Raw genomic sequence first — 22,569 nt, 5'->3', positions numbered from 1 at the left:
TGACAATTTTTACCTTTATTCACTTTTTGATCGCTTATCCCATGTATTAGCAAACAAAAATTCAGGATAACGCACAGCAATCAGATCGGAGCGGCATGTCTAATTCGAATCATCATCTGACTCGACGACGTCTATTACAAAGCGCAGCAGCAACCTGGCTGTTAAGCGTAAGCGGTGTCGGGATGGCGGCGACCACACAGGTCGTTGCCGTGCGCGTCTGGCCATCCTCCGCCTATACCCGCGTCACACTGGAATCCAATCACCCGCTGAAATATAACCAGTTTAGTCTCAGTAACCCTGAACGTATCGTGGTGGATATTGAAAATGTTCATCTGAACAGCGTATTGAAGGAAATAGCCAGCCAGTTTCAGCAGGATAATGACCCGTTGATTAAAGAGGCGCGCATCGGCCAGTTTGATAAAAGCACGGTGCGTTTGGTGCTGGAACTCAAGCAGCAGGCGACGACCAAAGTCTTTACGCTGGGGCCGGTGGCCGAATTCAAGCATCGACTGGTACTGGATTTGTACCCTGCCGCAGGACGCTACGATAACGAAGAAGATCCGCTGCTGGCGTTGTTGGAGGATTACAACAAGGGCGAACTGGAGCGCACGTTGCCCGCAGAAGCGCCGAAAGCCGGGAAGGCAGGGCGGGATCGTCCGCTGATTATTATGCTCGACCCCGGTCACGGCGGTGAAGATCCTGGTGCGATTGGCAAGAATAAAACGCGTGAGAAAGACATCGTGCTGCAAATCGCTCGCCGCCTGCGCAAGTTGATCGATAATGAATCCAACATGAAGGCATATATGACGCGCAATGAAGATGTGTTCATTCCGCTGCGCGTGCGGGTGGCGAAAGCGCGCAAGCAGCGTGCCGATCTATTCATTTCGATTCATGCGGATGCGTTTACCAATCGAGCGGCAAGAGGATCGTCGGTTTTTGCGCTCTCGAAGAAAGGCGCAACCAGTACCGCCGCCAGATTTCTGGCAGAAACTCAGAACGAATCGGATTTGATCGGCGGCGTAAGCATGAGCGGCGATCGCTATCTGGATCACACCATGTTCGATTTGGTGCAGACCGTCACTATCAGCGATAGCCTGAAGTTTGGTAAAGAGATCCTGACCCGCTTAGGCAAGGTGAATCGTCTGCATAAAAACAGCGTCGATCAGGCTGGCTTTGCGGTACTGAAAGCGCCGGATATTCCTTCAGTGCTGGTTGAGACGGCTTTTATCAGTAATCTGGAGGAAGAGCGCAAGCTGCGCACCAGCCATTTCCAGCAGCAAATTGCCGAATCCATTTTTGCAGGTATTAAAGCTTACTTTGCCAGTCAGGCTCAGCAGTAGTTGGTGCTGCTGATGTCATACGATGACCGCGTCTAACCGGCGCGGTTCAGAGAAAATAGATGCGCAGAAAACAAAAAAGCACCCGTTAAGGTGCTTTATCGCTAAGTTCTTAATCGAACTTGAAAATAGTCTTATTGGTTGCGGGGGCCGGATTTGAACCGACGACCTTCGGGTTATGAGCCCGACGAGCTACCAGGCTGCTCCACCCCGCGTCCGTATGACTTTCTTTACTACTTTTACTTCCCTTGATGGACGACTCACATCAATTGGTTGCGGGGGCCGGATTCGAACCGACGACCTTCGGGTTATGAGCCCGACGAGCTACCAGGCTGCTCCACCCCGCGTCCGTACTAACTTTTTTACTACTGACTATTTTACTTCTCTTGATGGACGACTCACATCAATTGGTTGCGGGGGCCGGATTTGAACCGACGACCTTCGGGTTATGAGCCCGACGAGCTACCAGGCTGCTCCACCCCGCGTCCGTGGATGCGCACTATACTCTCCATGAGTATTGATGCAACCTATTTCTATAAAAAGCGCGGTATTTGGCTGTCAGGTGATTGATTTACCGCCTTATAGGTTGTTTTGTGACCGCAATGTGGTGCTGAGTGGAAACCCCACCTTTTACTGTGCCGCATGCCGACCAGCACACGCTTGAACCGTGGATTTATGTACTGTCCCATTCCTTTATCGATAGCCGTTTGTTATCGTTCGACGGTAAATTTTTTGATGTAAAAAGCGAGCGCAAAGATGAAGGGACGGTGGGGAAAATATGTGCTGACCGCAGTGGTCATTGCCATTCTGGCAGGGTGTCAATCCAGGCCAACCGATCGCGGGCAGCAATATAAAGATGGTCACCTCAACCAGCCTCTGGAATTGGTGAATGAACCCAATGCCAAAGGAAAACCGGTCAACGCACGTGATTTCATGACGCAGGTTTCTGAAATCCGGTCGGCGTCACCTAATCTGTATTCGCGTAACAATACGACCTTTCAGGCGATTGAAAACTGGATGATGTCAGGTGCGGACACCCGCGAACTGAGTAAGTTTGGTCTGAACGCCTGGCAGATGGAAGGCGTTGATAACTTTGGTAACGTGCAGTTCACCGGTTATTACACGCCGGTATTGCAGGCGCGCCATACCCGTCAAGGGGAATTCCGCCATCCTTTATATGCCATGCCGTCAAAAGGTAGAAAGAACAGTCGGCTGCCGGATCGTGCTGGCATTTATGCCGGTGCGCTGGATGAGCGTCTGGTGCTCGCCTGGACCAACTCGCTGGTTGATAACTTCATGATGGAAGTGCAGGGCAGCGCCTATATTGATTTTGGCGATGGGCGTCCGCTGACGTTCTTCGGCTATGCTGGCAAAAACGGCCATGCCTACCGCAGTATTGGTAAGGTGTTGATCGATCGTGGTGAAGTCCCGCGTGAAGAGATGTCTATGCAGGCCATCCGCAAGTGGGCGGAGCAGCACACCGAGTATGAAGTGCGTGAACTGTTTGAGCAGAATCCTTCTTTTGTGTTCTTCAAGCCAATGATGTCTGCACCAGTCAAAGGGGCAAGCGCCGTGCCGTTGGTGGCTAAAGCCTCCGTCGCCTCCGATCGCTCTCTGATTCCGGCAGGTACGGCTCTGTTAATGGAAGTGCCGCTGTTGGATAACGTTGGCAAATTCACCGGCAAGTATGAAATGCGCCTGATGATTGCACTGGATGTCGGTGGTGCGATTAAAGGCCAGCACTTCGATATGTATCAGGGTATTGGGCCGGATGCAGGCCACTCGGCTGGCTTCTATAACCACTATGGACGGGTTTGGGTGTTGAAGAACGCACAAAGCAGTACGGCGAATGGATCGGGTTCTTCGCTGCTGGTTAATTATCAACAAAATTGATTCTTCTCTGAGGTTGTTATGGCGATTAAACGTTATCCGCATCTTGCGCATTGGGGCGCGTTTACCGCTGTGGTGGAAGACGGCAGGCTGATTCGATGTGAGCCGTTTTCCGACGATCCGGCACCTTCCGCCATGCTCGATTCCATCGCGCCGCTGGTGTATTCCGACCGGCGCATCCGCCGGCCTTCGGTGCGACGTTCCTGGCTTCAGAAACGTGAAAATAGCGACAGAACGTTACGTGGTCGGGAAGATTTTGTTGAAGTTGATTGGGATGTGGCGCTCGATCTGGTCGCACAGGAGAATCACCGTATTCGCGATCGCTACGGCGCAGACGGCATTTTTGCCGGTTCCTACGGCTGGTCGTCTGCCGGGCGCTATCACCATGCGCGTTCTCAGGTGCGACGCTTCTATTTCTCCGGCGGCGGTGCGGTCGATCAGCAGGGGAATTACAGCTGGGGCGCGGCGCAGTTCTTTTTGCCGTATGTGATTGGTACTTTTCATCCACTGACGGGCAAGGTGACGGAATGGCGCAGCGTCGCCGAACACTGTGATATTTTCCTCGCGTTTGGCGGTCTTGCGTTGAAAAATGCGCAGGTGGCATCCGGCGGTGCCGGGCACCATACGCTTCAGCCTGCGCTGGAAACGTTAGTCGCGAAAGGGATTCCGGTCATTAACATCAGCCCGATGCGTGATGACTGCCCTGAGTTTGTGAACGCCGAGTGGATTCCTATTCGCCCGAATACCGATGTCGCTCTGATGCTGGCATTGGGCTATGAGATTCAGCGTTTGGGCGCTGACGATAAAGATTTCTTGCAACGCTACTGTGTTGGCTACGAACAACTGAGCGACTATTTGCACGGCCGCGGCGATGGTGTGGTGAAAACGCCCGAATGGGCCAGCGACATCACGGGCATTCCCGCCGAGCGTATCCGGCGTCTGGCGCAGCAACTGATTGGCGTGCGTAGCTTTATTACCTGTTCTTACTCCGTGCAGCGCGCGCATCGCGGCGAGCAGCCGTACTGGATGATGATTGCGCTTTCGTCAATGCTGGGACAAGTGGGCTTACCGGGTGGCGGCTTCTCCTTCGGCCACGGTTCGATGAATAGCGTCGGAAACGAACGTATTTCAACGCCTGCGCCGGCTTCGCCATCCAGCCCGAATGCAGGACGGGCGATCCCCGTGGCGCGCATCGCCGATATGCTCTTGCATCCCGGCACGCCTTATACCTTTCAGGGCGAAACCCATACTTATCCCGATATTCATCTGATTCACTGGGCGGGCGGTAACCCGTTCCATCATCATCAGCAGTTGAACCGTCTGGTAGACGGCTGGCGCAAACCGGATACGGTGATTGTGCAGGATATCGTCTGGACACCAGCGGCGCAGATGGCTGACATCGTGCTGCCTGTTACCACCACGCTGGAGCGTAATGACATCGGTGGCTCGTCCCGCGATCGCTTTATTTTTGCCATGCATCAGGCGATTGCGCCGCAGCATCAGGCGCGTAATGACGTGGATATCTTCAGCGAGCTGGCGGAACGTTTGGGTTATGGCGATGTGTTCACGCAAAATCGCAGTGAGCGGCAGTGGCTGGAACACCTTTATGACGAGTGCCGTTCAAGGCAGCGAGGCGTTGCCGACAGTTGGCCGTCATTTGAGGATTTCTGGCAGCAGGGACATGTAGAAATCCCGATGGATGAAAAGCCGTTTGTATTCTTTGAGGACTTCCGCCGCGATCCGCAGCAGCATGCGCTCAGTACGCCCAGCGGTAAAATAGAACTGTTCAGCTCCGCGATTGCCAGCTATGGCTATGCCGATTTTGCACCGCACCCTGAGTGGCAGCCTCCCGTTGAATGGCTGGGAGCAAAAAGCACGGAAGAATGGCCGCTGCACTTTATTTCCATTCAGCCGTCCGACCGCTTGCATAGCCAACTTGCCGCGACGCCGCAGGTTGCCGCGAATAAAACCGCAGGAAAAGAGACGCTTTACATGCACCCGCAGGATGCTGCTGCGCGGGATATCGCCGACCGTTCACAGGTGGAAGTCAGAAATGCGCGTGGTCGTATTCTGGCTGGCGTACAGATTACCGACGGCGTCACGCCGGGCGTGGTGATCATGTCCACCGGTGCCTGGTTTGAGCCGGGATTTGGGCAGAAAACGTGGCATCCGGTTGAGCAGTCTGGCAATGCGAATGTACTGACGCTGGATATTGGCACGTCGCCGCTGACACAGGGGCCGAATGCCATGAGCTGTCTGGTGGATGTCGTGCGGGTTTAGCGCTATCCTGAGCCGCTTTTTCTCACTGTTTTATTCTTCTGTGATTTTGTTTTCGTAAGGTTGGTTGAATGAGTACGCAATTATCCGAAGCCTACTTGCAACGCTTCGGTGGCACCGCGCGGTTATATGGTCAACAAGCGCTGGCGCTGTTTTCTCAGGCTCATGTTTGTGTGATTGGTATTGGTGGCGTCGGTTCCTGGGTGGCTGAGGCGCTGGCGCGTACCGGCATCGGCGCGATCACGCTGATTGATATGGATGATGTGTGCGTCAGCAATACCAACCGGCAGATCCACGCGCTGCGTCAGCACACCGGGCAGTCGAAGACGGAAGTGATGGCGGAACGTATTCTGGCGATCAACCCGGAATGTCGCGTCACCTGCGTGGATGATTTCATTAGTGCGGAAAACGTGGCCGAACTGCTCAATCAAAACTTCAGCTATGTGATTGACGCCATTGACAGCGTGCGTCCGAAAGCGGCGCTGCTCTCCTACTGTCGCCGCTATAAGATCCCGGTAGTGACAACCGGCGGTGCAGGCGGACAGATCGATCCGACCCGGATTGAAGTGGTCGATCTGGCGAAAACGATTCAAGATCCGCTGGCGGCCAAGCTGCGCGAGCGGTTAAAGCACGATTTTAACGTGGTGAAGAACAGTAAAGGAAAGCTGGGCATCGACTGTGTGTTTTCCAGCGAGCCACTGGTTTATCCGCAGCCTGACGGTTCCGTTTGTGCGTCTCGCAGCACGGCAGATGGCGTAATGCGTATGGATTGCGCGTCAGGCTTTGGCGCCGCGACGATGGTCACCGCAACCTTCGGGTTTGTTGCGGTATCCCATGCGCTGAAGAAGATGATGGCGAAAATGGAAAGAGCATCTGGGAAGTAACAGAAAGCCAGTGGCACAGAAGTCGCGCGAATGTCGCTACTTATTCGCTGCTTCTTGTTCTGCAATGTCCCTGATTCTTGCGGCCAGCGCTGCCAGCCCGCTTGAACGTGAAGCGCTGAGCTGAGCGCGTAACCCCAGCATGTCAAAGAGCGCCAGCGGATCGTGCTGTAATAGCGTTTCTGGCGTTTTTCCCTCAACGGCGGTTAACAACACCGCCAGTAATCCCCGTACGATACGCCCATCGCTATCACCGTAAAAATGTAGCCTGCCGTCCTCTTGGCGTTGATAACCCAGCCAGACGCGATTTTCACAACCGGATAACGAAATATCCTCGGTTTTTAGTGCATCTGGCAGTGCTGGCAGCGCTTTTGCCAACAAAATGAGCTGCCGATAGCGATCTTCCCATGCGCGACAGGTATCGAAGCGCGCCAGCAGTTCGGCGGCGGTGATGGCGTGGCCGAAAGGATGCCTGTGCTCAAAAGGATACATAGCGTCAGTTGTCTCGTTCATGGTTTAGTCGATCAGTAATTCAAGGGCGTTGCCTACCGCGGCGATCAGCGCAGCAACATCTTGTTGGTTATTGTACGGAGCAAATGAGGCGCGGAGCGTGCCACTGACGCCGAGCGCCTCCATGAGCGGCTGCGCACAGTGATGTCCGGCACGCAGCGCAATGCCGCTTTCGGCTAATAGCGTCACCAGATCGCTGTGGTGCACATTAGCAATATCAAAGGATAGGACACTGGACTGCGGGCTACGGAAGCTGCGAAAGCCGGGGAACTGCGCCAGATGGGTTTCAGCGAGCTGTGCCAAACTCTGGCTGTGCTGTTCTGCGGCGCGCTGATCTTGTGTGGTCAGCCAGTCTACCGCCGCAGACAGGCCAAGTACGCCTGCAATGTGTGGCGTTCCGGCCTCAAACCGTTGTGGAATCGCCTGCGGTTTAAAGCCGTCAAAGGACACCTGCGTCATCATTTTCCCGCCGCCTTGCCACGGCATCATGCTTTCCAGCAGGGCGGTTTTACCGTACAGCACGCCAATCCCGGTTGGGGCATAAAGTTTGTGACCGGAAAATGCGTAGAAATCGATATCCAGCGCCTGCACATCGGGTGGACAGTGAACGATGCCTTGTGCGCCGTCAACCATCACTACCGCGCCATAGCGGTGAGCCAGCGCAATCGCGCGCGCCAGATCGGGCTGACCGCCCGTCACGTTTGACATTTGCCCCAGCGCCAGCAGGCGGGTTTTGGGCGTGATCAGCGTGGCGAGCTGTTCAACGTCCGGCAAGAAGTCCGCGCCTATCGGTAACTTCACCACGTTCGCGCCGGTTTGCTGCGCCACCATCAGCCACGGAATGAGGTTGGCGTGATGTTCCGCTTCACTCACAACAATCTCATCGCCCGGTTGAAGGCGAGGGCGGGCATAGCTCTGCGCGACCAGATTGATCGCTTCCGTCGTACCTCTGGTCCAGACAATAGAACGCGGATCGTCTGCATGGAGTAACGTGGCGACTTGCTCACGAGCGTCCTCAAAACGCTGGGTTAACGCCTGCGCGCCGCGATGCTGGCTGCGATGCACCGTGCCACTCTCACTGCAATAGAACGCCTGCACCGCATCAATGACGGGCTGTGGTTTCAGCGCGGTCGCGGCGCTATCAAGATACACCGTCGAATGCTGGAGGGCGGGGAACTGTTGGCGAAAGGTGGCAGGGTTAAACGGTGTCATGAGCATCCTCTTTTGGAGGACCGATCCTGTCCCATTTTGTCGAGAGAGACAAGTTTAGGACTATGCCTAATGCGATTTTATGGAAAAAAAAGAAACTGTTGCTACGCTTTAAAGTGTTAATTTTCAGGATTTCCTGATGAATAAGGTTAACTAGAAAACATTTAAATTCATTGAGGGTTAACTATGAAGAATAAAATTTCTATTTTTGCCGCTATCGTGATGGCGTTTTCTCTGGCAGCCTGCTCCAGTAATTACGTCATGCACACCAATGACGGGCGCACCATCGTTGCAGAGGGTAAACCGAAGGTTGACGATGAGACGGGTATGATCAGCTATACCGATGCCTACGGTCAGCAGCAGCAAATTAATCGTGATAATGTGAAAGAAATGGTGAAAGGGAAGTAGTGCTGCTTGCCCATCATCACACGTTGCCTGTTAAGCCGTGCCAGACTGAGATCGGTGTGTCATGGCATTTCAGGTGTGAAACGTAAGCAAAAAAAAAAGCACCGCAATTTGCGGTGCTACACAAAAAATCACTTTGGACAGACAGGGTAAATGTACAGGAAGTGAATAGGGTAGACTCGCTACCACATCTGCAAAAGGCAGACAAACAAATAGCAAACACAACATCACAACCACAAGCCAAAAGCACCTCAGGTCACCCATCCGCACTTTTCGTTCCGGCCCAGGAAGTTGCGCTAATATAGGTATTTGCTGGTACATCCTCAACGGACAAATTATAATGTCTCGGATTACAAAAACTAATATATGTACCCGTCATCTTTTCGTTGCAGAGAATCTGGCTGTTGCCACTGGTATTAATCGCTTAGCCAGCTAATTGGCAGGCGATCTTTCCCGTTGTTGCCTTTCTGCATCTTAAGATTTAATGGGTACGAATGTACCTGATCAATCGCTGATTTAGCGTAAACCAAAAGATTTCATTCATGTCAAAACGTCTCCCTCCGCTCAACGCATTGCGCGTTTTTGATGCGGCGGCTCGCCATTTAAGCTTCACCAAGGCGGCAGAAGAACTGTTTGTTACGCAGGCTGCCGTCAGCCACCAGATTAAGTCACTGGAAGATTTTCTGGGGCTTAAATTGTTCCGCCGTCGTAATCGTTCCCTGCTGCTGACGGAAGAGGGGCAAAGTTACTATCTTGATATCAAAGAGATCTTCTCATCTTTGAATGACGCAACCCGTAAGCTGCAATCCCGCAGCGCCAAAGGTGCGTTGACGGTTAGCCTGCTGCCCAGCTTTGCCATTCATTGGCTGGTACCGCGTCTGTCGAGCTTTAACTCCGACTATCCTGGGATTGATGTTCGTATTCAGGCGGTGGATCGCGATGAAGATCGTCTGGCAGATGACGTGGATGTCGCGATTTTCTACGGCCGGGGGAACTGGCCGGGACTACGGGTAGAAAAGCTGTACGCTGAGTATCTCCTGCCAGTTTGTTCACCAGCATTGCTGACGGGGAGCCACCCGTTAAAGACGCCTGATGATTTGGTGGCGCATACGCTGCTGCACGATGCGTCGCGCCGTGACTGGCTGTCCTATACGCGTCAGCTTGGGGTGCAAATTAACGTACAGCAGGGGCCGATTTTCAGCCACAGTGCCATGGTGTTGCAGGCGGCCATCCACGGGCAAGGTGTGGCGCTGGCGAATAATGTGATGGCGCAAACGGAAATTGAAGCTGGGCGACTGGTGTGTCCGTTTAACGATGTGCTGGTCAGCCGGAATGCTTTTTATCTGGTATGTCATGACAGTCAGGCAGAACTGGGTAAAATAGCCGCCTTTCGCCATTGGATTCTGGCGCGGGCTGCCAGCGAGCAGGAGAAATTTCGTTTTCGCTATGACAACGGCACGCGCTGAGGCTGTGTCGCTGGCTGATTAGCTGAATAACTCACGTAGATAACTACGTTTCAGACTGATGAAAGATCTATTTGCAGAATGAAAACGGCGGTCTTTGTCAGCAACCTCGTTTATGGGTAATAACGTATAGGTAATAACGATGAATAGTCGTTTCATGTTGGTATTTGCTGCTATCAGCGGCTTTACTTTTGTCGCGCTGGGCGCATTTGGTTCCCATGTTCTTAGCAAAACGCTGGGTGCAACGGAGCTGGGTTGGTTGAAAACCGGCCTTGAATATCAGGCATTTCACACGTTAGCGATTCTGGCGCTGGCGGTTGCGATGCAACAGCGAACCAATCTGTGGTTTTACTGGAGCAGCGTTTTTCTGGCGTTGGGAACGGTACTCTTCAGCGGAAGTTTGTACTGTCTGGCGCTTTCTCACCTGAAACTGTGGGTTTATGTGACGCCGATTGGCGGAGCCTGTTTTCTGGTGGGATGGATATTATTATTGATTGGCGCACTGCGTCTGAAGAGAAAGGCTGAACGCCATGAATAGAGTCATTTTGTATTGCCGCCCTGGGTTTGAGAAAGAATGTGCGGCGGAAATAACGGAAAAAGCCACGCAGCATGATGCCTATGGTTTCGCGCGGGTAAAAGAAAACAGCGGCTACGTCGTATTTGAATGCTACCAGCATGAAGATGCTGAGCGTCTGGTGAAAACGCTGCCGTTTCATGAGCTGATTTTTTCCCGTCAGATGTTCGTGAGTGGTGAACTGCTGCGCGATCTGCCGCCGGAAGATCGTATCACGCCAATTGTCGGCATGTTGTCGGGAGCTATTGAACGTGCAGGAGAACTGCGGGTTGAAGTTCCCGATACCAACGAAAGCAAAGAGCTAATGAAGTTCTGCCGCAAATTTACCGTGCCGCTGCGTGCGGCGTTGCGCGAACATAAAATTCTGTTGGGTTATGAAAAAGCCGATCGGCCCGTACTGCATGTGCTGTTTATTGCCCCAGGCTGCTGCTATGTCGGTTACTCCTATAGCAATAACAACTCGCCGTTTTACATGGGTATCCCACGGCTTAAATTCCCTTCTGATGCGCCAAGCCGCTCGACATTGAAGCTGGAAGAAGCGTTTCACGTCTTTATTCCTGCGGATGAGTGGGATGAGCGCTTGGGCAGCGGAATGTACGCGGTGGATCTAGGCGCGTGTCCCGGCGGTTGGACTTACCAACTGGTTAAACGCAGCATGATGGTTTATGCGGTAGACAATGGACCCATGGCGCCGAGCCTGATGGAGACTGGGCAGGTGATGCACCATCAGGCGGACGGTTTCCGCTTTGAGCCACCGCGTAATAACGTGTACTGGCTGGTGTGCGACATGGTGGAAAAACCCGCGAAAGTCACCAGCCTGATGAGTGATTGGCTGATCAAAGGCTGGTGTCGCGAGGCCATTTTCAACCTGAAACTGCCGATGAAGAAGCGTTATGAAGAGGTGTCGCATAATCTGGCGGTGCTGCAAGAACGCCTGAGTGAAAATGGCATTAATGCCGAAGTGCATGCCAAGCACCTGTATCATGACCGCGAAGAAATCACCGTGCATGTCCGTCGTTTCTGGAGTGCAGTGCCCGGCCGTCGCGACGAGCGGTAACAGCATGTGGGTGCGTATCTGGGGTAATGGGTACGCATCCATATTCATGTGTGTCGCTAGTGAGGATCCGACTGGGCGACACTCTGCACTGGTAGCCTCAACTGTTGCAGATTGCCATTGAGCGTTAAATCGGTACGCAGTGTGGCAATCTGACGGCTGACTAGCGCCATTTCTTTATGTTGTTCCAGCTTCTTACGCCACTTTTCTGGCACGCCATCTAATTGTTGATAGAGCGCTTCCAGACTCCCTGCCTGTTGCAATAGTTGTGCGGCGCTTTTAGGGCCGATACCTGCGACGCCCGGTATTTTGCTGCTGCTAATGCCCGCAAGCCCCCAATAGTCCGTAAGCTGCTGCGGCGACACACCAAACTCCTGTTCAACAAACGGCAGATCCAACCAGCGCTTCTGGAAGTAGTCCCTGATCTGAATGTGTGGCGCTAATAGCTGGCAGTATCCTTTATCGGTCGACACAATCGTTGCCTGATGACCCGCTGATGACAGCTTGGTGGCTAGCGTAGCCGCCAGATCGTCGGCCTCATTGCCGGGGCTATGCCAGCTTGCTACGCCTGCTGCGGCAAATGCCGCTTTAATTTGCGGTAATTCCTGTTTCAGATTGTCCGGCATTGGCGTACGACCCGCCTTGTAGTCAGGCAGGAGTTGGTGACGCCAGCTTGTATCGCGATCTTCATCATCAAAGACGGCCACCGCGTGCGTAGGCTGGCTGTTTTGTATGAGCTGATGCAGCGCATGTTGGCATGCTGTGATACAGGGCGAACCTTGTACCGCATGAATGCGACGTATCAGATTGAGCGCGTCGACAATCAGCAAATGGACGGGCATCGCGTAATCCCTGATAGTGCTATCCGTGATAAAGAGGGGGGGAAGCTAGGCTTCCCCGCGTTGGTGCGATCGGTGAACCGTTAGGAGCAGATTTCGTAGCAGGGGATATAGGCGCTGCCGGGCAGCTTCATGCGCTGCTGTGCGACAAAGCCCTGCAACAGCGTATCCATGCTTTTCATCATCTGCGGATCGCCATGAATTTTGTACGGCCCACGTTGCTCAATCGCCTGAATGCCAACTTCTTTCACATTACCCGCCACAATACCGGAGAATGCCCGGCGCAGTGCGGCTGCAAGCTCTTCAGCCGGCTGGTTCGGGTGCAGGTTGAGATCGGCCATGTTTTCATGTGTCGGCTCGAAAGGCAGTTGCAGATCGGGCGCAATGCGTAGTGACCAGTTAAAGCTGTATGCATCGCCGGTGTGGCGACGGCTCTCTTTCACCAGCGGCATCGCTTTCTTCATCTGACGAGCGACTTCTGCGGCGTCATTAATGATGATTGAGTAGTAACGACGCGCCTGACGTCCCAGCGTGCCAACGATGAATTCGTCCAGCACGCGGAAATAGTCTGCGCTTTCTTCCGGACCGGTCAGGATAATCGGCAACACCTGCTCGCTGTTTTCCGGGTTCATCATGATGCCTAGCAGGTAAAGGAACTCTTCCGCCGTTCCGACCCCGCCGGGGAAAATGATGATGCCGTGTCCGATACGGACAAACGCTTCCAGACGCTTTTCGATGTCCGGCATGATGATCAGTTCATTGACCAGCGGATTTGGCGGTTCGGCCGCAATGATGGACGGCTCGGTCATACCGATGAAGCGTCCTTCTTTATAGCGCTGCTGTGCGTGGCCGACGGCGGCACCTTTCATGGGCGCTTCCATCGCCCCCGGACCGCAGCCCGTACAGATGTTCAGTTCACGCAGGCCGAGCTGGCTACCTACCTTGCGGGCATACAGGTATTCGATTTCATTAATCGAATGGCCGCCCCAGCAAACCACCATATTCGGTTCTTCCCCGACGTGGAGCGCCTTGGCATTACGCAGAATAGAGAACACCAGATTGGTAATATGGGCGGAATTTTCCAGATTCAGATTCTGATAGCGGCCCGCGCTGGCGATTTGACCATTGACGAAAAGAATGTCGCGCAATACGGCGAACAGGTTGGCCTGCAAGGCTCGAATGATATTGCCGTCAACGAAAGCGTCTTCCGGCGGGTTCACCAGTTCCAGTTTGACGCCGCGCTCGCGGCGCAGCACGTTGATATCAAAATCTTCATAACGAGACAGCAGTTCTTTGCTGTTATCTGTCTGGCTACCGGAATTCAGTACGGCGAGGGAACAGTTGCGAAACAAACGGTAGAGATCGCTGCTGGCCGTGCTTTTCAGCATGTCGACTTCCAACTGCGATAACAAATCCATCGATCCCAATGGGCTGATATGTGTAATCAATTTTGCTCCTTGAAACGCAATATAATTCGCGATGCCATGCTGGCTGCCGAGAGCACGTTCCGTTGCTACACGCTCGACGCTTCAGCAACACGGCACGAATGTCATTCATCTAAGAAGCTACGCGGGATGTGCTGGCACTAAACGCCGCGAGCCTAAATGAAACCTACTTGAGTACCGTTCAGACGTTATGGATCTTTTGTTGTCTGGCATACCACCTTAACGCGCTGCCATCATTTTTTCCAATGTTGGCAGCAGTCTCTCGCCTAACTTGCGTGACGCCACGCATATACCCGTCATATTTTAAGTTGCATGTGCGTTGGCTTCATTCAAATACTCAGCCCTAACATGCCAACGCTTTGTCCTGAAACTCGAATTATTTAGGGTATCTTACCGTGCAAGCCTGCGACTTATCGGTCAGTTACTGACGCGGCAGGCGTCCATTTGGCGCGTTAAACGCGGTATTGCTGCGCCACGGGTTGATGTCCAGCCCGCCGCGTCGGGTATAGCGGGCGTAAACGCTGAGTTTTTCCGGCTGGTAGTAGCGCATGATGTCGTTAAAAATTCGTTCCACACACTGTTCATGAAATTCGTTATGATGACGAAACGAGACAATGTAGCGCAGCAGTGCTTCACGGTTAATGCGTTTGCCGCGATAGTGGATCTGTACAGAGCCCCAGTCGGGCTGATGGGTGATCAAACAGTTGGATTTCAGCAGGTGGCTGACCAGCGTTTCTTCAACGACAGGCGCGTCCTGCTCGTTTGTCGCCAGATAGTCGGCGTTGAAGTCGTAGCTGTCGATCTGTATGTCTTGATCGTCGATGCATTCGCCGGTGAATCCTGCTAGCGGCTGACCTTCAAGCTCGCTGAGTTTGAAAAGCGTGATGATGACGTCCCCCTGTGCACAGTGCGCCAGGTCGTTGGCTAACGTCGCGCGTACGCTCTCCCAACTGTCGAATGTCGTCTGATTAAAGCTGTTCAGGTACAGCTTAAAACTTTTTGATTCAATCAGATTCAGGCTTTCCGCATTGAGATGCATTTCACCGACGGCTACCTGAGGCACGCCACGGTTGTTCAGCCAGGAAAGCTCGTAGAGCGTCCAGATATCTGCGCCATGAAAAGGTAGGCTATCAGGATGAATGCCGAGTGGATCGCGGTTCAGGCTACGTGGCACGGGTTGCAGAAGGGCGGCATCATAGCGGTCGTGGTAGGGAGTGGGTTTGCCCAATGTCAGCCCGCTCAGGGCCTGGTGCTTGTCATAAACGGACATGCTGTTACCTTGATGTGATAAGCGTGATGGCGAATAGTGTAACCTGACTAAAAGAGTGATGAGAAAAATTATGGAGCATGAGGTCGTTTCGGCGCTGGCGGCGTTTACCCAGCGCTATGTTGACTGTTGGCAACAGGAGAAGGGACATTTGCCCGCCAGTGAAGCGCTTTACGGTATACCTTCCCCGTGTATTGTCGAAAATCATGAGGATACGGTTTACTGGTCGCCACAGCCTTTTGCTCCTGCAGCCGCATTGGATGGCGTGGAGCGTGCGCTGGAAATCAGCCTGCATCCTGATGTCCATGCTTTTTACACCGCGCAATATGCCGGGGATATGGCGGCGCAGTTCGATTCGCTGTCTTGCCAGCTATTACAGGTGTGGAGTGAAGACGATTTCACCCGCATGCAGGAGAATCTGATTGGCCATTTGTTAACGCAGAAACGCCTTAAGCTTACGCCGACGCTGTTTCTGGCGACGACCGATTCTGAGATGACAATGGTGTCGTTGTGTAATATTTCCGGTGAAATCATCCTGGAAGAATTCGGCACGAAAAAGCGCCAGATCCTGGCACCGACGCTTGCAGCGTTTCTGTTTGGCCTTAACCCGTTAGCGGTCTAATGGTTAATCGAATTTCACTTTCGGCTTTGTGAGAGATCTCTTACATTTGCTGTAAGAAATGTCTTATCTTTAATGTTGAAAATATGTTTCATTTTTATTTTTTCATTATTAATTAGCTAATTGCGACAAAAATACACTACCTTGCTTAAGGGGCGTTGAGAAACATTGTCACTTGCCCCTTGCCGAAAGCTGACAATTAATACATCTTATTACTTAAGTTAGTAACCGGTTACAGTGTGTGTGACGGTAACTGTCGGTAACAAAATAGCGTTACTGCACTCGGGTTGTTTTCAGGACGAAACGTTGTTTCAGGAAGAGACACAGTTTCAGGATGAAACGCTGTTTTAGGGATAAACACTGTTTTAGGAAGAAGCGCAGTTTTCAGGAAGAAAAACGGTTTCAGGATGAAATCAAGGACACCTCCAGGAAGGAGACCGAGAGCCGATTAGGAATATCGGTGGGGCAGGAGCCTAAAGGGATTGAATCACGGAAGATACAGGATGGAAACGTCAGGAAGAAAGTGGGACGCCAGCAAGGATTGTGGGTCAGGATGACCAAAAAGGAAAAGTTTTCACGGATGAGCAGGGATGCAAATGTGTAGCGGGATAGCTATAAAACGAACCGGGGGTACTGAGCAATCAGTACCCCCACTTTTTTGCCTCTGACAGCCTAATGTCTGGAGATCCGTGATAGCGCGTGGTCAACATGTGTCGATTGGGTCAGGCTGATATCAATGCTATGCTTTGCCGCCATTACTGTTGGCTTCAAGGGCGAGAAACCGCATGAGTAGAGAGAATCAGGTCCGTCAGTCATTATTCGATATTGAGCGCGCATTGAGAGAAAGTCCTTTCTGGCAGGTTGTTCCGCCGGAAGATGAGGCGTTTAACAGCACGGAGCCTTTCAGCCTGGATACCATGAAACCCGAAGAGTGGTTGCAGTGGGTCTTTTTGCCGCGCATGCATGCCTTGTTGGATAGCGAATTAGCGCTGCCCGCTGAGCTGGCTTTACTTCCCTATTTTGAAGAAGCGCTGGAAGGCACGCCAGAAGAGACGGCGGCGATCCTGTTGCGTATCGGGCTGCTTGATGAACTGTTCCGCCCGGATGCACAGGATGGCGCAGTACACGATGCTTGAGATTATTTATCAGGATGAGCATCTGGTCGCCGTCAATAAACCCAGCGGCTGGTTAGTCCACCGTAGCTGGCTGGATCGCAAAGAAAAGGTCGTGGTGATGCAGACCGTGCGCGATCAGATCGGCCAGCACGTGTATACCGTTCATCGTCTCGACAGGCCGACATCCGGCGTGTTGCTGCTCGCGTTGTCCAGCGAGGTGGCGCGTGCGCTATCCCAGCAGTTTGAATCACACCAGATGCAGAAAATGTATCATGCCGTTGTACGGGGCTATGTGCTGGATGACGGCGTGATCGACTATGCACTCACCGAAGAGCTGGACAAGATCGCCGACAAGTTCACTAATCCTGATAAGGCGCCGCAGCCTGCTGTCACACATTATCGTTCTTTGGCGCAGGTCGAAATGCCGGTTGCCATCGGTCGTTACCCAACGGCACGCTACAGTCTGATGGAACTGAAACCGCAGACCGGGCGTAAGCATCAGCTCCGTCGCCATATGTCACACCTTCGTCATCCCATTATCGGCGATACCGCGCACGGTGACCTGCGACACAACCGCGGCATGGAGACGCATTTCTCCTGCGGTAGACTTATGCTGCATGCCAGCGAACTGCAACTGAATCATCCAGTGAGCGGACAGCCCTTGACGTTGCAAGCTCGCTGGGATGCGCCGTGGCAGGGCGTGATGACTCAGTTTGGCTGGCAGGGCATTCTCCCTGATTTTGAAGGGGTTGAGTTTCCCGCTGACTCGGGGCAGGATAGCGAGCATTTCATCGGGTAATATCTGCCGCATTACTTTTATATAGCTTTTGTATAGCTTTTATATCAAACACATCGAATTCAAAAGGGAGTCAGAAGCATGGCGCAGATTGGTATTTTTGTTGGTACGGTCTACGGGAATGCATTGCTGGTGGCCGAAGAAGCCGAAAATATCCTCAGGGAGCGTGGCCATGAGGTTAAAGTCTTTGAAGATGCGACGCTGGAATCCTGGCTGGACTATCGCGAGCAGACGGTTTTAGTTGTAACGTCGACGACGGGACAAGGCCAACTACCTGATTCTATCGTTCCACTTTACGCCGCACTGCGTGATAAAGGCGGTTACCAGCCTGCGCTGCGCTATGGCGTGATCGCGTTGGGTGACAGCAGTTACCCGAATTTCTGCGCGGGTGGGCATCTTTTCGATGCGCTATTGCAGGAAATCGGTGCTAAGCGTCTGGGAGATGTTTTGGACATTGATGCCGTCGAACATCCTGAACCGGAAGTGATTTCATGTCCGTGGGTTGAAGGATGGGCAGACCTGGTTGATGCGCAGTAATGCCGTATTGAAATGAGAAACGGGAGCCAGTCGTGCTCCCGTTTTCGTTGCGGCCTGTTAGCGATGATCGTGTTTTAGCGATTCTTGGTCAGCTTCTCTAAATCCGCTTCGATTTCGGTAATCTTGTTGGAAACGACGCTTTCCAGATGACGCAGATCATCAAGGATTTTGCGTTTCAGATCGACTTCAACCTGTTCCTGTTGGCAGATCTTGTCTAACTCATCAATCACATAGCGCAGATTTGGGCTGATCTCGTTGATCTCTTTATAGCCCTGCCCGCTGTTGTCTGCCACGATGGTCTTACGCTGACGTGGATATTTGAATTTCACGCTTTTGGCGAAAAATTCTCCCTTATCTTTACGAAAATAGATCTTCAGGATGTCGTTGTTCGCTTCCTGACGCAGGCTATAGCGATCGATATCATCGGGATTGGTAATGCCCAGGCTTTTTAGATTGTCATACATAGCGTCACCTTCTCGGTTTCTATAGAGTCCTGATTATTATGCCAGCGAGAACCTACGCTGTTTATACTCGTCATACTTCAAGCTGCATGTGCGTTGGCTGCGTTCAGTCACCCGAATCACTTACTTGAGTAAGCTCATCGGGACTCCTTCTCTTGCCGCCTTCCTGCAACTCGAATTATTTAGGGTATACCCGCCATACCGAAGTATTTAGGGAACATATAAATAACTTATCGTTCGTGCATAAAAAAACGGCGGGTGATTAACCCGCCGTTTCTAGTTTAGTCGATGGTGCGTAATAACTCATTGATACCCACTTTGCCGCGGGTTTTCGCATCCACTTTCTTCACAATAACGGCACAGTACAGGCTGTAGCTACCATCTTTGGACGGCAGGTTGCCGGAAACCACAACGGAGCCAGCCGGTACGCGACCATAGTGGATTTCGCCAGTTTCACGATCGTAAATGCGGGTGCTTTGGCCGATGAACACGCCCATGGAGATAACGGAGCCTTCTTCCACGATCACGCCTTCTACCACTTCAGAACGTGCGCCGATGAAGCAGTTGTCTTCGATGATGGTTGGGTTCGCCTGCAGCGGCTCCAGAACACCGCCGATGCCTACGCCGCCGGACAGGTGAACGTTTTTACCGATCTGGGCACAAGAACCAACGGTTGCCCAGGTATCCACCATTGAGCCTTCATCAACGTAAGCACCGATGTTGACGTAAGACGGCATCAGTACGGTATTACGAGCAATAAACGCACCCTGACGCACGCTTGCTGGTGGCACTACACGGAACCCTTCACGTTGGAAGCGGGCTTCGTCATAGTTCGCAAACTTCATCGGCACTTTGTCGTAATAACGCGTTTCCGAACCTTCCATCACCTGGTTGTCGTTAATACGGAAAGAGAGCAGTACGGCTTTCTTCAGCCACTGATGGGTAACCCACTGGCCGTCGATTTTCTCTGCAACGCGCAGGGCGCCGCTATCCAGCAGGCTGATAGCCTGATTGACGGCTTCACGCGTAACGGTATCTGCGTTTGCCGGAGTGATTTCAGCGCGGCGCTCGAAAGCCGTCTCAATGATGTTCTGTAGTTGTTGGTGCATCCTGATTTCTCTTTCCTGATTGTAAAAATTAACTCAATGGTACTTTATCGTTTGGGTTAAGGGCTTCTGTCAACCGTTCTTGCAATTTAAGGCGCAATTCCGGCTTTAATGCCCGTCTGTCGCTGTCGGCCAGAATGAAAAGATCTTCCACCCGTTCGCCGATCGTAGAAATGCGTGCGCCGTGCAGCGACAGGTTGAGATCGGCAAAAATCTCACCAATACGTGCCAGCAGCCCCGGTTGATCGAGCGCGCTAAGCTCCATATAGCTGCGTCTGTCCGTATGTGTCGGCAGGAAGTTGACTTCTGTTGGCACACTAAAGTGGCGCAGCTTAGGCGACGGTCGGCGTACGCGTGGGTGTTGATAATGCCGCTGTGTCAGCGCCTGTTCCAGCGCGTGGCGTATCATTTCATGCCGATCCTGCGCCAGAGGGCTGCCGTCGGGTTCCAGTACGATAAACGTATCCATCGCCATGCCGTCACGGCTGGTAAAAATCTGCGCGTCGTGCACGCTGAGGTTACGTCGATCTAACTCGCCGGCGACCGCCGCGAAAAGATAGGGTCGATCTGGGCTCCAGATAAAGATCTCTGTACCGCCGCGGCTGGCTTGATGGCTGATCAGCACCAGCGGTTTGTTGACATCATGCTCCAGCAAGTGACGCGCGTGCCAGGCAAGCTGGTTTGGCGAGTGGCGTAGGAAATAATCAGCTCGACAGCGGCTCCAGATGTGGTGCAACGCTTCTTCATCAATGTTATCCATACGCAGCAATGCTAGCGCCTGCAAGCGGTGGTGTCGGACGCGTTCGCGTAAATCTGGCGTATTTTGCATGCCACGGCGCAGCTGTTTCTCCGTCGCGAAATAGAGTTCACGCAACAGGCTTTGCTTCCAGCTATTCCACAGCGTTTCATTGGTGGCGCAGATATCCGCAACCGTCAGGCTGACCAGATAGCGCAGGCGGGTTTCGCTTTGCACTTCGGTGGCAAATTGCTGAATGACGGTGGGATCCTGAATATCGCGACGCTGGGCGGTGACGGACATCAGCAGGTGGCAGCGCACCAGCCAGGAAACCAGTTGTGCTTCGCGTGAGTTCAGCCCGTGTAGCGCGGCAAATTCCAGCACGTCCTGCGCACCCAGCTCAGAGTGATCGCCGCCGCGGCCTTTCGCAATATCGTGGAACAGGGCGGCCAGCAGCAATAATTCGGGCTGAGGCAGGCGAGGGTAGAGTTCTACGCACAGCGGATGCTGTGGCCGCGTTTCCTCGTCGGCGAAGCTTTCCAGCTTGAGCAGGACGCGAATCGTGTGCTCATCCACCGTATAAGCATGGAACAGATCGAATTGCATCTGACCGACAATGTTTCCCCACAGCGGCATGTACGCCCACAGCACGCTGTGGCGATGCATTGGCAGCAGCGCACGGCTCACCGCATGCGGGTGGCGCAGAATATTCATGAATAGCTGACGTGCTTCCGGGATGGTGCAGAGCGGGCTGGCGAGGTGACGACGAGCATGGCGCAATTGGCGCAACGTGGTGGAGTAAATACCGCTGATGTCACGGTTACGCACCATCAGGTAGAACATGCGCATGATGGCTTCTGGTTTTTTAATGAACAGGTTTTCATCACGCAGATCCACCAGATTCCCGCGTAGCTGGAATTCATCGTCAATCGGACGAGGCTTCTCACTCGCATCCAGTGCCAGAATCGCTTCGTCAAAGAGCTGCAACAGCATCTGGTTCAACTCGCTGACGCGACGCGTCATACGGTAGAAATCCTTCATCATGCGCTCTACTGGCGTGTTGCCTTCGCCCTGATATTGCAACAGCTGTGCGACGTTAAGCTGCCTGTCGAACAGCAGCCGGTTGTCGTAACGCGGCAGGATCAGATGCAGAGCGAAACGGATGCGCCACAAAAAGCTTTGGCATTCGTTCAGCTCTTTACGTTCTGCCTCTGTCAGGAAGCCGAACCCCACCATCTCATTCAGCGAGGTGGCGCCGAAGTGGCGTCTTGCGACCCACAGCAGCGTGTGAATATCGCGTAGCCCGCCTGGGCTGCTCTTGATGTCGGGCTCCAGATTGTAGCTGGTGCTGTGATAGCGTTGATGGCGTTCCTGTTGTTCGGCGATTTTTGCCGGAAAAAACGCGGATGACGGCCAAAACTCATCGCTGAATACGTGTTTTTGCAGCGTGAGAAACAGGGCGACGTCGCCGCATATCATGCGTGATTCGATCAGATTGGTTGCGACGGAAATATCGGCACGCCCTTCCTGTAAGCACTCTTCCAGCGTTCTGACGCTATGACCGACTTCCAGTTTCAGATCCCACAGCAGGGTGATGAATTGGCCGACGCGTTGGGAATGTTCCTCACTCAGCGCCGTTTGGCTTAATACCAGCACGTCGATATCAGAAAGTGGGTGTAGTTCACCGCGGCCATATCCGCCTACGGCGACCAGAGAGGTTTGGGCGATATTTTCAAAACCGTAGAAGTACCACAGCCGCTGCAACAGGCGATCGATGAACAAGGTTCTGGCATCAATGAGCTTTTCCGCGCTGACGCCGGAGCGGAATTCTGAACCGAGCCAAAGCTGAAACAGTTCCAACTGCTGTTTTAGCGTCTGGCAGTTCAGCATGTCATCCGCGTAGGTCAGCGGTGATGCGGGGAGCTGAGCGGATGCTATGGTGTCTACAGGGCTGTCTGGTGAGGACGCGTCAGGTGGCGTACTGTCTGGCGAAAAGCGGTTATCTGTCATAGCGCAGCCCAAAAAAAGCCGGCATCTGCCGGCTTAGT

Annotated in this window: 20 protein-coding genes and 3 tRNA genes; 12 read left to right on the top strand and 11 right to left on the bottom strand. The window is 53.0% G+C overall.

The annotated features are described in order from the left end of the window. The first annotated feature begins 95 nt into the window (after nt 1–95). Nucleotides 96–1,340: an N-acetylmuramoyl-L-alanine amidase AmiC gene (gene amiC, locus I2D83_RS17375; RefSeq protein WP_181848174.1), complete on the top strand. Its 1,245-nt coding sequence runs from the start codon at nt 96–98 to the stop codon at nt 1,338–1,340. A gap of 135 nt (nt 1,341–1,475) precedes the next feature. Here amiC and I2D83_RS17370 read toward each other — a convergent pair. The 3 genes from I2D83_RS17370 to I2D83_RS17360 form a co-directional block, all read right to left on the bottom strand. Further along, nucleotides 1,476–1,552, bottom strand: a tRNA-Met gene (locus tag I2D83_RS17370). A gap of 55 nt (nt 1,553–1,607) precedes the next feature. After that, nucleotides 1,608–1,684 (bottom strand) — tRNA-Met (locus tag I2D83_RS17365). Between the two features lie 61 nt (nt 1,685–1,745). After that, nucleotides 1,746–1,822, bottom strand: a tRNA-Met gene (locus I2D83_RS17360). Nucleotides 1,823–2,093: 271 nt separating this feature from the next. On the opposite strand from I2D83_RS17360, the gene mltA reads away from it, so the two are divergent. From mltA to tcdA, 3 genes are all read left to right on the top strand, one after another. Beyond that, on the top strand, nt 2,094–3,230 hold the full coding sequence (gene mltA, locus I2D83_RS17355; protein ID WP_012773611.1) for a murein transglycosylase A: 1,137 nt from the start codon (nt 2,094–2,096) through the stop codon (nt 3,228–3,230). Between the two features lie 18 nt (nt 3,231–3,248). Continuing rightward, complete coding sequence (locus I2D83_RS17350; RefSeq protein WP_205946984.1) at nt 3,249–5,507, top strand: molybdopterin-dependent oxidoreductase; 2,259 nt, start codon at nt 3,249–3,251, stop codon at nt 5,505–5,507. Between the two features lie 68 nt (nt 5,508–5,575). Further along, complete coding sequence (gene tcdA, locus I2D83_RS17345; protein ID WP_205946983.1) at nt 5,576–6,388, top strand: tRNA cyclic N6-threonylcarbamoyladenosine(37) synthase TcdA; 813 nt, start codon at nt 5,576–5,578, stop codon at nt 6,386–6,388. Between the two features lie 36 nt (nt 6,389–6,424). On the opposite strand, the gene csdE is transcribed toward tcdA, so the two are convergent. Continuing rightward, nucleotides 6,425–6,898: a cysteine desulfurase sulfur acceptor subunit CsdE gene (gene csdE, locus I2D83_RS17340; RefSeq protein WP_205946982.1), complete on the bottom strand. Its 474-nt coding sequence runs from the start codon at nt 6,896–6,898 to the stop codon at nt 6,425–6,427. Nucleotides 6,899–6,901: 3 nt separating this feature from the next. Further along, nucleotides 6,902–8,107 (bottom strand): cysteine desulfurase CsdA, encoded by a 1,206-nt coding sequence (csdA, locus tag I2D83_RS17335; RefSeq protein WP_205946981.1) that lies wholly within the window; start codon nt 8,105–8,107, stop codon nt 6,902–6,904. 183 nt (nt 8,108–8,290) lie between these two features. Here csdA and I2D83_RS17330 point away from each other — a divergent pair, with 183 nt between their 5' ends. From I2D83_RS17330 to rlmM, 4 genes are all read left to right on the top strand, one after another. Then, nucleotides 8,291–8,512, top strand: a complete 222-nt coding sequence (locus tag I2D83_RS17330; protein ID WP_012773616.1) for a YgdI/YgdR family lipoprotein — start codon at nt 8,291–8,293, stop codon at nt 8,510–8,512. 539 nt (nt 8,513–9,051) lie between these two features. Beyond that, nucleotides 9,052–9,975, top strand: coding sequence for a transcriptional regulator GcvA (locus I2D83_RS17325; RefSeq protein WP_012773617.1), 924 nt, complete (start codon nt 9,052–9,054; stop codon nt 9,973–9,975). Between the two features lie 139 nt (nt 9,976–10,114). Beyond that, on the top strand, nt 10,115–10,510 hold the full coding sequence (locus I2D83_RS17320; RefSeq protein WP_012773618.1) for a DUF423 domain-containing protein: 396 nt from the start codon (nt 10,115–10,117) through the stop codon (nt 10,508–10,510). Beyond that, nucleotides 10,503–11,603: a 23S rRNA (cytidine(2498)-2'-O)-methyltransferase RlmM gene (rlmM, locus tag I2D83_RS17315; protein ID WP_205946980.1), complete on the top strand. Its 1,101-nt coding sequence runs from the start codon at nt 10,503–10,505 to the stop codon at nt 11,601–11,603. Before I2D83_RS17320 ends, rlmM begins: the two co-directional genes overlap by 8 nt. Nucleotides 11,604–11,659: 56 nt before the next feature. On the opposite strand, the gene xni is transcribed toward rlmM, so the two are convergent. From xni to queF, 3 genes are all read right to left on the bottom strand, one after another. Further along, the gene (xni, locus tag I2D83_RS17310) at nt 11,660–12,442 is read right to left on the bottom strand and encodes a flap endonuclease Xni (RefSeq protein WP_012773620.1); all 783 of its coding nucleotides are present in this window, start codon (nt 12,440–12,442) and stop codon (nt 11,660–11,662) included. An 80-nt stretch (nt 12,443–12,522) separates the two neighbouring features. After that, on the bottom strand, nt 12,523–13,887 hold the full coding sequence (gene ppnN, locus I2D83_RS17305) for a nucleotide 5'-monophosphate nucleosidase PpnN (RefSeq protein ID WP_012773621.1): 1,365 nt from the start codon (nt 13,885–13,887) through the stop codon (nt 12,523–12,525). A gap of 418 nt (nt 13,888–14,305) precedes the next feature. Beyond that, nucleotides 14,306–15,154, bottom strand: a complete 849-nt coding sequence (gene queF / locus I2D83_RS17300; RefSeq protein ID WP_182099272.1) for an NADPH-dependent 7-cyano-7-deazaguanine reductase QueF — start codon at nt 15,152–15,154, stop codon at nt 14,306–14,308. A 70-nt stretch (nt 15,155–15,224) separates the two neighbouring features. On the opposite strand from queF, the gene syd reads away from it, so the two are divergent. The 4 genes from syd (at nt 15,225) to I2D83_RS17280 (ending at nt 18,218) form a co-directional block, all read left to right on the top strand. After that, entirely contained in the window at nt 15,225–15,773 is a 549-nt protein-coding gene (syd, locus tag I2D83_RS17295) for a SecY-interacting protein (protein ID WP_012773623.1), read from the top strand. 782 nt (nt 15,774–16,555) lie between these two features. Further along, nucleotides 16,556–16,906, top strand: coding sequence for a YqcC family protein (locus I2D83_RS17290; RefSeq protein ID WP_012773624.1), 351 nt, complete (start codon nt 16,556–16,558; stop codon nt 16,904–16,906). Then, the gene (truC, locus tag I2D83_RS17285) at nt 16,899–17,684 is read left to right on the top strand and encodes a tRNA pseudouridine(65) synthase TruC (protein ID WP_043881888.1); all 786 of its coding nucleotides are present in this window, start codon (nt 16,899–16,901) and stop codon (nt 17,682–17,684) included. Before I2D83_RS17290 ends, truC begins: the two co-directional genes overlap by 8 nt. A 78-nt stretch (nt 17,685–17,762) precedes the next feature. Beyond that, nucleotides 17,763–18,218 carry a flavodoxin gene (locus tag I2D83_RS17280; RefSeq protein ID WP_012773626.1) on the top strand — a complete coding sequence of 152 codons (456 nt, stop codon included), beginning with the start codon at nt 17,763–17,765 and terminating at the stop codon, nt 18,216–18,218. 74 nt (nt 18,219–18,292) lie between these two features. Here the strand turns inward: I2D83_RS17280 and I2D83_RS17275 are convergent, their stop codons facing one another. From I2D83_RS17275 to glnD, 3 genes are all read right to left on the bottom strand, one after another. Continuing rightward, the gene (locus I2D83_RS17275) at nt 18,293–18,682 is read right to left on the bottom strand and encodes a DUF3461 family protein (protein WP_010284811.1); all 390 of its coding nucleotides are present in this window, start codon (nt 18,680–18,682) and stop codon (nt 18,293–18,295) included. Between the two features lie 278 nt (nt 18,683–18,960). Continuing rightward, entirely contained in the window at nt 18,961–19,788 is an 828-nt protein-coding gene (gene dapD / locus I2D83_RS17270; RefSeq protein ID WP_012773627.1) for a 2,3,4,5-tetrahydropyridine-2,6-dicarboxylate N-succinyltransferase, read from the bottom strand. A gap of 28 nt (nt 19,789–19,816) precedes the next feature. Continuing rightward, a complete protein-coding gene (gene glnD, locus I2D83_RS17265; protein ID WP_205946979.1) occupies nt 19,817–22,531 on the bottom strand; it encodes a bifunctional uridylyltransferase/uridylyl-removing protein GlnD in 2,715 nt (904 codons plus the stop codon). Between the last annotated feature and the right edge of the window lie 38 nt (nt 22,532–22,569).

Source organism: Pectobacterium aroidearum (assembly GCF_015689195.1).
Lineage (GTDB): Bacteria > Pseudomonadota > Gammaproteobacteria > Enterobacterales > Enterobacteriaceae > Pectobacterium > Pectobacterium aroidearum.
The sequence above is the reverse complement of the archived record's forward strand: the minus strand, read 5'-3'. Positions and strand labels throughout refer to the sequence as shown.